14 protein-coding genes and 2 riboswitches are annotated in these 14,474 nt (G+C 45.0%); of the genes, 6 read left to right on the forward strand and 8 right to left on the reverse strand.

Going from position 1 to position 14,474, the window contains the following annotated elements; genetic code table 11:
* Window positions 1–179 precede the first annotated feature (179 nt).
* Together MHH50_RS00520 and MHH50_RS00525 are read left to right on the forward strand one after the other, a co-directional pair.
* The gene (locus MHH50_RS00520; RefSeq protein WP_036679966.1) at window positions 180–473 is read left to right on the forward strand and encodes a hypothetical protein; all 294 of its coding nucleotides are present in this window, start codon (window positions 180–182) and stop codon (window positions 471–473) included.
* A gap of 228 nt (window positions 474–701) precedes the next feature.
* Window positions 702–989 (forward strand): 4a-hydroxytetrahydrobiopterin dehydratase, encoded by a 288-nt coding sequence (locus MHH50_RS00525; protein WP_076130383.1) that lies wholly within the window; start codon window positions 702–704, stop codon window positions 987–989.
* An 81-nt stretch (window positions 990–1,070) separates the two neighbouring features.
* Here MHH50_RS00525 and MHH50_RS00530 read toward each other — a convergent pair whose 3' ends face one another.
* The 6 genes from MHH50_RS00530 to MHH50_RS00555 all read right to left on the reverse strand — a co-directional run bounded on the left by MHH50_RS00530 (window position 1,071) and on the right by MHH50_RS00555 (window position 6,923).
* A complete protein-coding gene (locus tag MHH50_RS00530; RefSeq protein WP_036679962.1) occupies window positions 1,071–1,427 on the reverse strand; it encodes a cytochrome c in 357 nt (118 codons plus the stop codon).
* A 127-nt stretch (window positions 1,428–1,554) separates the two neighbouring features.
* Complete coding sequence (locus MHH50_RS00535) at window positions 1,555–2,040, reverse strand: GNAT family N-acetyltransferase (protein WP_076280416.1); 486 nt, start codon at window positions 2,038–2,040, stop codon at window positions 1,555–1,557.
* A gap of 189 nt (window positions 2,041–2,229) precedes the next feature.
* Entirely contained in the window at window positions 2,230–2,682 is a 453-nt protein-coding gene (locus MHH50_RS00540; protein ID WP_232061490.1) for a C40 family peptidase, read from the reverse strand.
* A gap of 44 nt (window positions 2,683–2,726) precedes the next feature.
* Window positions 2,727–2,869, reverse strand: a riboswitch (cyclic di-AMP (ydaO/yuaA leader).
* Between the two features lie 362 nt (window positions 2,870–3,231).
* Window positions 3,232–3,660, reverse strand: a complete 429-nt coding sequence (locus MHH50_RS00545; RefSeq protein ID WP_076130394.1) for a C40 family peptidase — start codon at window positions 3,658–3,660, stop codon at window positions 3,232–3,234.
* 57 nt (window positions 3,661–3,717) lie between these two features.
* Window positions 3,718–3,856: riboswitch (cyclic di-AMP (ydaO/yuaA leader) on the reverse strand.
* 218 nt (window positions 3,857–4,074) lie between these two features.
* On the reverse strand, window positions 4,075–4,905 hold the full coding sequence (locus MHH50_RS00550) for a hypothetical protein (protein ID WP_340033837.1): 831 nt from the start codon (window positions 4,903–4,905) through the stop codon (window positions 4,075–4,077).
* A gap of 11 nt (window positions 4,906–4,916) precedes the next feature.
* Window positions 4,917–6,923, reverse strand: coding sequence for a M1 family metallopeptidase (locus tag MHH50_RS00555; RefSeq protein ID WP_340033838.1), 2,007 nt, complete (start codon window positions 6,921–6,923; stop codon window positions 4,917–4,919).
* A gap of 103 nt (window positions 6,924–7,026) precedes the next feature.
* On the opposite strand from MHH50_RS00555, the gene MHH50_RS00560 reads away from it, so the two are divergent.
* Window positions 7,027–7,533 (forward strand): YwhD family protein, encoded by a 507-nt coding sequence (locus MHH50_RS00560; RefSeq protein WP_036679953.1) that lies wholly within the window; start codon window positions 7,027–7,029, stop codon window positions 7,531–7,533.
* 79 nt (window positions 7,534–7,612) lie between these two features.
* Here the strand turns inward: MHH50_RS00560 and MHH50_RS00565 are convergent, their stop codons facing one another.
* Together MHH50_RS00565 and MHH50_RS00570 are read right to left on the reverse strand one after the other, a co-directional pair.
* Entirely contained in the window at window positions 7,613–8,086 is a 474-nt protein-coding gene (locus tag MHH50_RS00565) for an AbrB/MazE/SpoVT family DNA-binding domain-containing protein (protein WP_038568063.1), read from the reverse strand.
* Between the two features lie 205 nt (window positions 8,087–8,291).
* Entirely contained in the window at window positions 8,292–10,358 is a 2,067-nt protein-coding gene (locus MHH50_RS00570; protein ID WP_340011720.1) for a PBP1A family penicillin-binding protein, read from the reverse strand.
* A gap of 181 nt (window positions 10,359–10,539) precedes the next feature.
* On the opposite strand from MHH50_RS00570, the gene MHH50_RS00575 reads away from it, so the two are divergent.
* From MHH50_RS00575 to argS, 3 genes are all read left to right on the forward strand, one after another.
* Window positions 10,540–11,718 (forward strand): hypothetical protein, encoded by a 1,179-nt coding sequence (locus MHH50_RS00575; RefSeq protein WP_340033839.1) that lies wholly within the window; start codon window positions 10,540–10,542, stop codon window positions 11,716–11,718.
* A gap of 626 nt (window positions 11,719–12,344) precedes the next feature.
* On the forward strand, window positions 12,345–12,788 hold the full coding sequence (locus tag MHH50_RS00580) for a DUF1934 domain-containing protein (protein WP_036679946.1): 444 nt from the start codon (window positions 12,345–12,347) through the stop codon (window positions 12,786–12,788).
* Entirely contained in the window at window positions 12,785–14,470 is a 1,686-nt protein-coding gene (argS, locus tag MHH50_RS00585; protein WP_036679944.1) for an arginine--tRNA ligase, read from the forward strand. Before MHH50_RS00580 ends, argS begins: the two co-directional genes overlap by 4 nt.
* Window positions 14,471–14,474 lie beyond the last annotated feature (4 nt).

Below are 14,474 nucleotides of genomic sequence, written 5' to 3' on the forward strand. Positions count from 1 at the left end.
TGTGTTCCGACAATGCCGCGTATATCATCCTTGAAACAGCGGCAGGGCACTCTGTGCGAAACCGAATTAACGTATATTCTTATTTATCGACATCATTCGGTTTTTTGTGAAGTCATTTTTTCGGCTATAATGGATAAGGTAAGTAATTATTCATCTGTGAAGAAAACGGAGTGATATACGTGGGTGTAAAGCATGGTAGAGATTACGGTGAAATTCTAACAGATTTGACCGAAGCCGTCGGACGAATTTCCGATGGATATTTATTTTTTGAGATGGATCCGGACGAGTGGCAGGAACTACCCCAAGAATCAAAGCTGGAGGTATGGGAAGCATTGGCTGAGGATCTTTTCTTCGCGCTGGGTAATGAACCTATGATTGAAGTGGGGAGCGGCGTAATTATTTACGATAAGGACACGCATCGCATTAATATTTTAGTTGGCGAAGAGGATTTGGCTTCAGTGGTTTTGATTTAGGCAGAGGAGACGTCTGGACGTAATTTGCCCGTAGTTAGTAGCCCGTGTTAAAATTGATAAAGCCGAGTTATAATCGCTGGGATTTGTGAATACATTAAATCGAAAATATCGCCTTTATCCTGGCACATCCCTTGGACCTCAGAAGCTAAGGGATGTTTTGTTTAACGCCTAAGTCATGTAAAGGGAACTGCGCACTTTACTGCAATTTTTTGTAAGGGAGGAAACGAATTGTTATTTACGGAAGAGGAACTGCGTGAGGAGATCACCAAGCTGGAGGGGTGGAAGCTGGATAATAATGTTATGGTGCGAAAATATATGTTCAGCCAATATATGAAGGGCATTGCGTTCGTTGATGAAGTAGCCACGATTTCAGAAGCCTTCGATCATCATCCACATATTACGATTGATTATAAAACAGTTACCCTGCGACTTGAATCTAATGAAGAAGATGGGATTACGGCTCTAGATCTTCGAGCGGCGCATGAATTTAATGAAGCCTTTGAAAAAAATCATTAGTTTAGCCAAAATCATAAAATAAACGCCCGTGCATAGATAGTCACCTATCTCATACACGGGCGTTTTTAGTTGCTTGATGGGTTACTTTTTCTCTGAGAGCCAGAGTGCGACGTTGGCGATCTCTTCAGGGGCTAGCTTCTCCTTAAAGGAAGGCATTTGACCACGTCCTTTGGTGACGATGCTGTAGATTTCCTCAGCGTCATGCTGGCCGCCTTCATTCTGAAGACTTGGTCCAACTCCACCTTGAAGCTGATCGCCGTGACAGGTGATACAGCTGGCTTTCACGGTTGCTTCTGCCTTTGCTGCGTCCAGTTGAACTACCGGCATCGTGGGCTTATTTTCTTCCGCTACCTCTTCTTTACCCGGAAGTGTAAACATGAGTACTACCGCAAAGGCACAGGCGGCAAAAAACAAACCGCTCATGATCCATTTCTGCATCCCAATTCGTCCCTTCTATGTAAGCTGCTCCCTACATTATAGCTTATGGTGAAGCGTTATCATAGGGTTTGTGACAAAAAAATGAACGAGAATACAATCATTCTTATGAAATATCTGGTATTTAATATCATTTATCATAGACCATGCAATAAAAAGGTTTGTCTCCTGTAGGTGTGCGGCGTTCATACGTATCTGTAATCGTAAATCCACATTTTTGATAAGTTCGAATGGCGCGTTGGTTCCAGGTCAGGACTTCTAGATCTATCTCTCGATCAGGATAACGACTCAAGGCTGTCTGGACGATGGCATCTACGAATAGTTTGCCTAAACCATGGCCGCATAGATCGGGGCGCATCCCAACTCCTAAACGGACGACTCCTTCCATCGGGAACAACTGTGCGAATCCGCACAAAACCTCTTGTTCATTTAATATGGAGATATATTGTTCCTCCCGGAGCTGCGGATCGCCAAACTCGATGCCAAGAGCCTGCATCTGCTCCCACGGCATCCAGCCATAAATATTATATGGGGGCGTATAGCTCCACTTACAAATAGCTTCTCCGTGAATTGCCTCCATAGGAACAACATGAAAAGTTACCGAGGGATTTATCATAAAGTCAACGATCTCCTTTCACGAGGACATTGCTATATTACTAATTATATACAAAATGGGGGAGGTTCGACTCAGAAACTTTATATGAGAGGAATGTTTTACAAATTATGAGAGGGGTAAATAAGTAATAAGACAAAAAAACAAGCTCTCCTCCAAGAGTTACCTTGGAAAAGAGCCTATGTACGTTACTTATTGAACATCATCATTGTCTTCCGATTCAGCAGCAACCGATTGGTAAGCGTCTGTGCTCATAATGCGCTTAGCACCAACGTAGCGTTTCACGTAGTAGCTATCACTCAGAGAGCTAATCGTAACACCGCGTGAGGTAGAAGCGTGTGCGAACTTACCTTCACCGACATAAATGCCGACATGGGAGACACCTTTGCCACTTGTATTGAAGAATACAAGATCTCCGGCTCTTATATCATCACGGGAGATTGCTGTGCCCATTTGATATTGGGAACCTGATTGGTGTGGAAGGTTAATGCCAATCTTATCAAACACATACATTGTAAATCCGGAGCAATCAAATCCGTTAGTGGATATACCGCCGGATACGTATTTAGTACCGATGGCCTTGTCAATCACTTTATCCATTTTGGAATCTGCGAAAGCGCTTCCTGCTCCGATGGTGAGGATGATGGAAAAGCTTAGTACTGCTGCTGCTAACTTCTTCTTCAAAAGTGTATACCCCTTCCAAATGCCTACGAGGTTAGCTTAAGGGTTCGGTTGAAGGTCCCCTATGACCCCTCTATATAATGGAGGTCAATTCACCCAAAGTTGGTTCCCCCGTTTTCCTAATAGTTAGGAAACTCGGCTCATACTGTTGATTAGGATTAGCTTGTAATCAATACATGACAAAACCTTTGTAAATAACAACTTAATGATTACAAAAATGTTACTAAAATCTCACTGCGCTAATTGTAACAAACAGAAAGCCGCTTGGCAATCGTTTTTAACATATTAATGCAGAAAAATTGGCATTTTTACGGTAGAAAGGCATATGTAAGCGTTAATAATGACCTAATTTTTAATATAATTGCAATTTTTATCAAATAAACGTGTTTCAATTGGGCTCTATTAGTGTAAAAATATATTATGGAAAAAAGAAAAACCCGAATTTGATTACGGGAATAATCAGATTCAGGTTCATATAGTTGTAATTATGAGGTTATAGTTGTGAGGAAGGTTTCAATCGAAGGCTACAGCTTGATAAGCTGAAGTACTCATTACTCTTTTAGCGCCAACATAACGATTGGCCCAGTAGGCCTGACTGAGTGAAGTGATGGTCACTCCACGCGAAGAGGACGATTGTGCGAATTTTCCGTTTCCAACATAAATGCCGACATGGGATACTCCATTGCCAAGTGTGTTAAAGAACACTAGATCACCAGAACGCAGATTGCTTTTGGATACAGCAGTTCCAACGCTATATTGAGCTTTTGATGTACGAGGTAAAGTAAGACCCACATTCTTGAATACATATTTTGTAAATCCAGAGCAATCAAATCCGGCAGTGCTTGTACCTCCGGTTTTATAGGCAACTCCAATAGTCTTTGAGATTACAGTGTCCATCTTAGAGTCGGCAAAGGCGCTTCCTCCACCAATAGATAATGCCATTACAAGTCCTAGCGCCGCAGCGACGCATTTTTTTCTTAAATTATGTCTTTTCAAAAGATGTACTCCTTCCAAGGCCTGCGAGGTTAGCTTAAGGGTTCGGTAGAAGATTCCCTATGATCCCTGTAAAGCGAGATCAATTCACCCAAAATATGGTTCCCCCACTTCCCGGTGCAAAGGAATTAGGCGTGTTAAGCACCAAGAGAATGACGTTTCGACAGTTACACTTACGATAAATACATTTAGTTATGTAGGAATCGTTTCAATTGATTACAAAATTGTTACTAATAGCACAGGACTTATTGTAACAGAGCTTTTATGATTTTGCAAATACTCTTAAGTTATCCGTAATGAGAAAAAGTCCCAGCTCCTGAATACAGGAATTGGGACCTTTTTATTATGTCAAATAAGGTTAATTTATTGTGGAAATGCTTTGCTACACCATAGATGATATTGTGCAGAGATTCCCCACATTTTTAAGAGCGTAGAAGGTAGTGGTGAGATTTGCCGTATTATAAGTGCCGGCAGGCCGGGACAGAACAGACCCGTCAGTCCGCACACTAGCAGTAAGAGCAAGCCTCCCGCACCAAGTACAATGGAAACACCTATAGCAGGAATCAGTGACCGCAAGCAGATGAACAGTGAGGAGAACATTCCTGTACCGCCGGTGTAACCAAACTGCATATATAGAAGAAACAGGCGCACGATAAAAATATATATAAGCCATGCCAATACGTATGGTACTAAATGAAGTAACAAAGTGTAGTTAAACAAAGAGGATAAGAACAGCCCGTACATTTTTGGAGCAAGCCAGTAAAGCGGCAGCAGGGTCAGCACCCATTCGATTAGGCTAAAGACTAAGACAGGTAGTCCATAGATCTTCATGCCGGGGAAAAAGAACAGCCCGCGCTCGCCCTTTCGCTCCTGGTGCAGCTCATGCAGCAATCCTGCCCTTATGAAAGGAGAAAGCAGAAGTCGCAAGACAACAAGTCCTAGAAGCATCCATAACCAAGTGCGTATCGTAGGGTCAGTATTCAAGCTGAACTGTCCCTCGATATAATACAACAGTCTGCCCATACCGCTGCCGCCGGCGTCTTTATCTGGATAGCGCAGTAGAATTGGAATAATAGCAGATCGGATGAAACCATACATAAAGTAGCCCCAGAGCAGTCGGTAGATGAAGAGCAGAATTAAAATATAAAATTGCTCCTTCATGCTTTGCCAGCCGCGGGTTATCGATGTTCTCACAATCATTCACCTCACCAGACAAGAGTTCCGAGCACGGTTTCAAGTAGTTTAGTTACACTTAACGTCCAGCGAGAGAGCGTCTTGGGCTCTATTTCCGCCAGCCTAAAGTTGTTTAAATGTTTGCTCTCCAATAAGATGGAATGCTCAGGGTCAATCTCAGCAGAGAGAAGAGGCTTATCGCTTAACAATTGAAACGTAGTCTCTGCTCCTTCACCGTTCCAGACCCGCTGCACCGAAGAGCTGTCGGCGAATGTGAATTTCACGGGAACATCAACGTAATGGCTCCCTTTATTTGAAATCTTCACTAATGATTCGTAGCTTTGAGCATCGCCGTTGTTATTTTTTTTAAAAGTAATCGTATCTACTGAGAAGTCAGGCGCACCATCACCATAAATGTAATCATCGAAATAGGCCTGCCATGATTTTTTGGTTACCTTCTCAACGACTTTCTGAAAATCTGACGTAGCGGGATGCTGGAAACGGAACTTACGAGCGTAGGAGGACATGATGTTGTTCATTGCTTTGGTACCTACCTGGCGTTCGATATCTTTAAGTACAAGCTTGCCGCGGATATAAACATTTCGGCTATAGGAATCCGCCCCTGCATATTTCCACGTTTCCAGATTTAACGGCTCAGGTATAGTTACCAGGCTGGCCTGTAAAGGCAAATTAGACTTGATACCGTATTCTTGTTCCATAAGTCTGTCTTCGGCATAGGAAGTAAAGCTTTCATCCAGCCAGGCCTCCTCGAATTCATTGCTGGCTACCATACCGTAGAAGTATTGATGGCCGATCTCATGAATGACGGTTCTTTCAAGTGAGGTATCTGGAGAAGAATCCGCGGCCCCAAAGGCTGTAATAAGGGTAGGATATTCCATTCCTCCCGCGCCGTTTCCCTCCTTAGGTGGGACGATAATAGACAGCGTAGAGTAGGGATAAGGGCCATACCATTTGCTGAAGTAGGTCAGGGCAGCCTTGGCAGCTTGAAGGTAACGCTCTTGTAAGTCTTTGTGCAGTGGGTCGAGATACACCTTAATTCGTACTCCAGGCACTTCCGGCGTAGAGAAAGCTTCCTCTGCTACTGTAAAATCAGGGGATGCAGCCCAAGCGAAGTCGTGGACATCATCGGCGTAGAACTGATATATTTTTTGATCTTGTTTGAGCTTGGCATTTTTTACAGGAAATCCGGTCGCAGCCACCGTATAGTTGGAAGGAACGGCAATCGTTACATTAAAGATGCCAAAATCACTGTAAAACTCAGAGGTCCCGTGATACTGATGCAGGTCCCAGCCTTCTTCTTTAACTCCGCGTGTGCCCTTAGGCTCGTATACACTAAGCTTAGGGAACCATTGCCCAGCCATAACGAAGTTACCTGAAGCACCCATGCGAGCAAAGATTTTGGGCAGCTGGACTTCATACTGAAGCTTAAGTGTTACACTTTCCCCACCATTAACAGGCTGAGGAAGATGTACCTTTAGAAGCGTCTTATCGTTGATATTGCCGTCATCAGGTTGAACATATTGCACTCTTTGCATTAGCGAAGTTCCCTCTGTCGTGCGCAGATCGGTCAGCGTCATATTTCCGAAGCCGTTCTCAGGCATGCTGTCGCCTCTGAGCGTCCCCCCGGATTCCTTCATAAAGGTGGTATCTGATGAGGCAAATGCATTTGGATACATGTGAAAATATAAATCACTTACTGGCTTTACTCCGGGGTGTGTCCAGGTTACTGTCTCAGAAGCTTTTAAGGTTTCTGTGTCAGGAACAAGCTGGACATCAATGTGATACTCGACTACCCGCTGGCTTAAAGCCTCCTCTGCCGGGACAGGCGCGCTCTCAGGCAATACCTGCTGTGGTACGGCTGCAGGCGCTGTGCCGCTGGAGGACTTGGCCTCTTTTGAAGCAAAGCTAGTAACAGAAGCTGTTGAGCTATCCCCTGAAAAGGCCCATATTCCTCCTCCCAGCAGCGCGAGGATGGCCAGGGTCGCAAAGATGATGTACTTTAATGACAGTGACTTCATAGTGTGATTCCTCCCGTGACAAGCATCTACGGGATGTATATGTTTGCAATCGCCGCATTATTAGCTAAAATTAAATTATTCGTAAGAGGAAGGGTGTGCACTCGTGGACAACATACAACCGGAGGGCAAGAAACAGATTGCCTTAAATATTGTGAACGCTAAAAGTAAACATAAAGGCTTTGGAGCAGGCTCTATAGATCTCAACAACGTTTCACCTGTCATTATTGATGGTGATGTGGCGGTTATTGATATCGGTGCCATGCATGCCAAGAGCAAGGTGGAAAAAGGAATTAAATTTTCCATGAATCGTGAAGATGTACCGAATGGAAGACAGGTTTGGGTGGTATGGGTAGCGGTAGACCGTACATTGGAAGCTCAATTTTATGGTGGAATCACAGCCTGTGAAATGTGGATTGATACAGAAGCGCGCCGCGGATGGAAAATTCTTGCCGAGCATGTCAATAAGCTGGATGCAGCTCTTAAACGCAAGATCGATGTGGCAGGGCTTGGAGCCATTGAGAAGTCGGCTCTCAAATCCCTTCTGATCTCTCATAATGAAGCATGGTGGAATGCATCCTCAGATGAGCTTAAAGCTGCACTGACTGAATAGTATAGGAGCCTCCAGAAGGGTTATCCGATATAAAAAAAGCTTCGACCTCCGGAAATAGGAGCGTCGAAGCTTTTTTAATTTATGATTTGCTTGTACTGCTAAGCTTGCGTTTGAGCTGACTCACTCTGGCTTGGCTAATCCCGAGGATTTCTGCAAGTTCTTTTTGGTTGGCATAGGGATGATCTTCAATAGCTTGTTCCAGACGTTGGCACATTTCCTCTGTCTTCGACTTTCGGATGCTGGTGTTGTGCTCTGGTGCCTCAACAACAAAATCCTCACGTGACTCTGGCAATTGAGACATGCGTTCAGGATCGACAATTTCTTTTAGACAGCTGCTACAAATAAACTGCTCTTTATAGTAGGTGACATGGTCGTGGCTTCTGCAAAATGTACACTCTGTCGAGGTGTACTTCCTAAGGACGATGATTTTTTCGTCTAAAACAAAAAATTCGATAGGATCACCAATGTCGATATTACGCGTCATACGGATTTCTGCGGGAACCACAATTCTCCCAAGACTGTCTAAACTCCGGATCATGCCTGTATCCTTCATCCCATGTCCCTCATTTACATCATTATATTTTGGTTTCTAATAACTATTATAGCAGTAATTGTGAGTTAAGAGAATGGGGTAAGCATAATAAATAAAACGGTTACATCCCTTATGCGACAAGTGATATTTGAATTTAGAAATCCTGTTGTTACTACAATATATGACTTATAAAAAAAGAAAAACCCCTTCAATATAAATGAAGAGGCTAATTCAACCACCAGCGTTTAATGTTCTTCCATAGGGAACGATTCTCTTCAGCAGGATCTACCTTGCTTTGTGTGTCATCGACAGCAGGAGCGGCGCCAGTTCCATGCAATTCGCAGTATTCGGTGGGCTCAGTTCCACTAATAAAGGTTTCCAGTTCTTTGTCGGGACATGCTGCTGTAGCAAGTTTACCGGATTGCGGATTGACGTATACGCTGACCACTCCATCTGGAATGGGGAAAATTTTTGGAGGGACATTTTCCAGCGCTTTTTCAGTAAATTGGGCGAAAATAGGAGCCGCACGCCGTCCGTCGGTAGTTGCGATGTCGCGCCCCTTGTCGTATCCAACCCAGACTGCCGTGGATAGCTCCGGGGTGAATCCTACCATCCAGCCATCTGTATCCGTAGTGCCGGTCTTGCCGGCTACCGGACGTTTGATTATGGAAGCCACACGATTGCCCGTCCCCCCAGTCTCGAATACCCCCTCCATTAAACGAGTCAGGACATAGGCAGCTGAAGGTTCTACGACGGTTACTCCTTTGGGTTGAGGTGCTTCATACAGGACCATGCCATTTGAATCGGTTATTTTTAGAATGGCTGTGGTCGGCATTTTCTGACCGCTGTTTCCAATTACAGCAAAAGCCGCAGCCATTTCAAGCGGACTGATCGGTGAAGTGCCTAGTGCCAGCGAAGGTACGCTTTGAAGTGGACTGTCAATGCCCATCTTCGCAGCCATTTCGCTCACTTTATCCGCGCCGATCTTCATAATTGTATTAACAGCATAGATATTGTCCGATGCTGCGATAGCTTGCCGCATATTAATTTCACCCAGATACTTATCCCCAAAGTTTCGGGGCTGATACGTTTTGCGGTTGTTATCATAATGAAACATCGTTGGCTGACTATTGAAGACCGAAAGTCCTGTCATCTCTTTGGAAGAGAGTGCGGCCAAATACATAATCGGCTTAAAGGAAGAACCCGGCTGGCGTGTGGTGGCCAAAGCATGATTGTACTGGTTGGTACGATAATTTTTTCCGCCGACCATTGCTTTGATGTAACCGGTGCGAGGATCGATGGATACAAGCGCAGTCTCCAGATCACTAGTTTGATCCATCTCTGTGTCAACAGCATTTTCTGCGGCATGCTGCATGTCAGGGTCAAGGGTGGTATAGACATTTAGTCCGCCTTGCTCCAGCTCATCATTACTGATGTGGAGCGATTCTATAGCCAAATTGCGGATATAATCCCGGAAATAAGGCGCAGCTACAAGCGTATCCTTTTGCCCTTGCGGCTTGAAGTTTAAGTTCTCTTGGACAGCTTGTCCGGCTTCTTCCTGAGTGATATTACCTAAATTCGCCATGACGGTCAGGATGATTCTCTGGCGGTTTTTAGCATTGTCCATGTGGTTGTATGGTGAATAATAGGTAGGTCCCTTTGGAATTCCAGCCAGCATGGTACTCTCTGCCAGGTCTAAATCAGCTGCAGATTTACCAAAATACATCCGTGAGGCTGCTTCAATGCCGTAAGCACCGTGGCCATAATAGATATTATTTAAATACATGTTCAGGATTTCATCTTTGCTGTATTTCATCTCCAGCTGCATCGTATAGACAGCTTCTTTAGCCTTGCGCGTCCACGTTTTTTCATGGGATAGGTAGAGGTTACGTGCGAGCTGTTGAGTTAGCGTACTAGCACCCTGCGACCGGTTCCCCTCTTCCAGATTGACAAGAACAGCTCGTGCCATCCCTTTCAGATCAAATCCGGAATGCTCATAAAATTTACGATCCTCGACTGCTAGTGTAGCTTCAATGAGCAGGGGAGAAATTTGACTTAATTTGACGGGTTCACGGCTGCGGCCGTCTGAGGTAAAGGTGGCAAGAACATTGCCCCGGGAGTCAAACAGCTTGGAGCGCACATCATCGCTAATCGGTGGAAGATCTTTTTGATATAGATAACCGAGCAGAGCTCCGGTGGTTAATACAAATAATATGATCAAGGCTGCCAGCAGCCGAAATAAACGCCGGAAGCGGCTTTTTCGTTTCGGTGGATTCGTTGATTCGCGTGTCATGGCACCAGACTCCTTTCTTTCATATTATGGGGAAGGATCTGGAAGGATATTCATTAGGGATATGGAGGGTAACAAATTGTTTCTATTTTGTGATTGTTTAAGGTAGATAGGGTATCCTCTCTGGCGGTATAACAGAGTAGGGATTGTGAGTAAGGGTATATACATATTAGGAGGTGTCATCATGAAATGGACGAAAAGGATTCATAAGACGACAATAACCGCCCTCTCGGCGACGCTTATTATGGTTTCAGGCTGGAGTGCACCTGTAACTTCTGTACATGCTGCACCAGCACCAGCGACTTGCGGCACGGGAGATCACGGCTTGCTACAGGCCCTGCAAAACAAGCATTCAGGCGATGTATCCACACCGCTTAGCTTTTCTGATGTTCAGTTTTTGAATGGGAATATTGGACGGGCAGCAGGTAATGGATTTATGATTGGTACCTCTGACGGAGGTTGCCATTTTCAAGAGATCTATCAAGGCCAATGGAGCTTCAAACAATTCGATTTTCCCGATAATGTACATGGCTTTGCTCTTGCTTCTGTAGAGGAGGGGCAGGCTCAATATTTAATTGGTACCTCTAACGGTGGCTCGGAGTGGAAGAGACTTTCGAACAATGCCGTCAGCTTTGAAAGAATAAATTTTATCGATAGTAAGAAAGGTTTTGCTTATGAGAGAGCCGCCACGTTTTACACCAAAGACGGGGGGCTGAGCTGGAGTAAAATTTCCACCCCACCCAATACACGAGGCGCTTATTTTAGTGACCGGAATACCGGCTGGGCGGTTGTAATCGTGCCGGGAAGCGGATATCGGGTAATGAAGACCACAGATGGAGGGGGAACTTGGAGCCTTTCACTGAAGGCGGCTTTTGCCGAGCCCGAGTTTGGACAAATCTCCGCTAAGGGAGATCAGGTCGCTGTAGTGCTCTATGGCGGTACGGGGATGAGTCAGACCTCCTACTCGCTGTATGAAAGTGCGAACAGGGGGAAAAGTTGGAATCGTGTGATCGCTCAGGAAACTGCCGGCGGCGGGCCTGCGCCAGGCAGTGGCAAGGCTGAATTCAATAAAGGGCCAGCCGCTGGCAAACCCGGGAACCTGCAGCTTGTGGGAAACAGCACATCTTTTTTAGTGGGATTTTCTCCAGCAGCAGAGAAAGTGGCAGTTGGACGCTCTTATAACGGCGGTAAGCAATGGACTAATCTTCCGGAGCTCGCTGGTTATGACGGGGTAATCTCCTTCACTAGTAATAAAGAGGGCTGGCTCGCCATCCGTGAGCTTGATTACTCTTCCTTGTATGTGACCAAAGACGGCGGAGCTTCATGGGAAAGCAGGTTTTCTTTAAAAGTGACGACCCAATAATTCTCTTCAATAAAAAAATATAAGGGTCCGAAGTATTGTAAACATCGCAAATAGACAGCAGAGCAGCGATTCTCCGGATACTTGGAGAATCGCTGCTCTGCATTTTTTATCCTTGGTTGCTTGCTTGAATAGTACCCTTATCAGTGGCCTTATCAGATCCCTCATCCTCGGAGGGGTACGGACCCAGTTGACGTTATTTGCAAATTTTCGGCCTTTGGGATAGGGTTTCGGACTCCAGTAACACTATTCCCTAGAAAGAGGTTCAAATGGGTTGTTTTTTATGCCAATAGCGACTAAGGGGTCCGTTATCACACCGAATATGGAATCATCCTGCGTTTAGGGTCATCTATGTCTGATAGGTGCTTGGTAGGTGCAAATATTATCGAAGTAAGTGATATACATAGAGAATGGACGTTCAAAGTGTGCTTTTAATCATCAATATGGTAATATTTTATGTGCTTATGAAGATATGCTTGATTCTGTATTGAAATGCTTCTTTGAACTGGATTATAGTGTACAATGGGAAAGCGAAATAGGCCTTTGATTAATATAAAAATGTTTAAGCTTTGCCATTAGACGTTTTTCTTATGCAGAATGCAGAGGCTTGCAGAATGGAGGAACGTGTGATGCCTGAAATACAGTCTGACAAATATGATGTCTCTATTACGCTCGTGAGCCTTCAAGATGGTCAGCGAAATGTTATGGAAGCGAATGGAGAAGTAACATCCAAGGGACCGCATCTATATATTCAATATGAAGAATTAGAGCAGGGTCCTCGCGGAGAGGAAGTTTCTGTTCGTACAACGATAAAGATTGCAGGCAATCAACTGAAGCTAATCCGCCATGGCGGGATTCAGTCGGAGCAGAGCTTTGAAGCTGGACGGCGTCTGCCAGGATTCTACCGCTCGCCATATACGCAGTTCAATCTTTCTACGGAAACGAACAAGCTGGAAGTTGTGCGCGAAGGGCGTTCTTTAACGGTTGCCTGGGAATATGATTTGTACGTTTACGAGGAATTGACAGGAAAGTTCGCTATTAGTTTGCATATACAGGAGGAACCGAAATTATGACACATAGTAAGAATCCGTTAGAGCTTGTAAATGAACGGGTAAAAGAAGCCATCGCCGATGCGATTGTGAATGCTGGGCTGGTTGCACCGGAAGAGGTTCCGGATATTGTACTTGAAGTACCAAGAGATAAGGCGCATGGTGATTTGGCTACGAACGCTGCTATGCAGCTGACCAAAATTGCTAAACGTAATCCACGCCAGATTGCTGAAGCTATTATTGAGCATTTGGATACGAGCCGAGCTTCTATTGAGAAAGCGGAGATTGCAGGACCAGGCTTTATTAACTTTACCCTGTCTAAGAATTACTTGTACCCAATCATCAGCCTTGTTGCTGAGCAGGGGGATGACTATGGCCGTATTAATCTGGGTCAAGGTCAGAAGGTTGAAATGGAGTTCGTCAGTGCCAATCCAACGGGTAGCCTACATTTAGGGCATGCCCGTGGTGCTGCTGTCGGTGATGCGCTGTGTAATGTGCTTGATTATGCAGGTTACGAGGTGACCCGGGAATATTATATTAATGATGCCGGTAACCAAGTGGCTAATCTGTGTAAATCCATTGAAACCAGATACCTGCAGGAGCTGGGTCAAGAGGCAGAAATGCCGGAAGATGGTTACCATGGTGAGGATATTAAGGGTTTTGCGAAGGAGCTTGTGGCAGAAAAGGGCGATACCTTGCTCGAGATGAGCCCTAGTGAGCGCGCTGCTTTTTTCCGGACCTATGGACTTAATAAAGAGTTGGATAAAATTAAACGTGATCTAGGTCTTTTCCGTGTAAACTTCGATATCTGGTTCAGTGAAACCTCGCTGTATGAGAACGGAGAAGTGCTGCGCTCGCTGGACGAGCTCCGTGATCGTGGAGAAGTGTATGAGCAAGATGGGGCAACCTGGCTGCAAACGACAAAATACGGGGATGATAAAGACCGTGTCTTGATCAAAAATGATGGCACATATACCTACCTTACCCCGGATATTGCTTATCACAGCGATAAGTATGGCCGCGGTTACGATAAAATGATTAACATTTGGGGCGCTGATCACCATGGTTATATTCCGCGGATGAAGGCGGCAATGTCAGCCCTTGGCAATGATCCTGAGAAGCTAGTGGTTCTGATTGCTCAGATGGTCAGCCTGTTCCAGAATGGTGAAAAGGTCAAAATGTCCAAACGTACCGGCAAAGCGGTTACGATGGAAGATTTGATGGAGGAAGTAGGGATCGATGCGATTCGTTATTTCTTCACCATGCGCAGCATGGATTCTCATCTTGATTTCGATATGGATTTGGCGATCTCTACTTCTAATGAAAATCCTGTATTCTATGTTCAATATGCGCATGCGCGTATTTGCAGTATTTTCCGTCAGGCAGAGGAGCAAGGGATTTCTATCCCTGATTACGCTGAAATTGACTTCTCCAAGCTGACAGCAGTGCATGAATATGACCTGCTGCGCAAAATTGGTGAGCTCCCGGCAGAAATCGCTGTTGCGGCTGAAGGTTATGCTCCACATCGCCTCATTCGTTATGTATATGAGCTGGCTGCGATGTTCCACAGTTATTACAAAGCTGAACGTGTAATTACTGAGGATGCTGCTCAAACCGTGGCGCGTCTTGCTCTGCTGGGCGCAACACGTACTACTATTGCCAATGTACTGCGTCTTGTCGGAGTTTCTGCACCGGATCGCATGTAAATCA

Origin of the sequence: Paenibacillus sp. FSL H3-0302 (genome assembly GCF_037982245.1) — a bacterium.
Classification (GTDB): Bacteria; Bacillota; Bacilli; order Paenibacillales; family Paenibacillaceae; genus Paenibacillus_AQ; species Paenibacillus_AQ odorifer.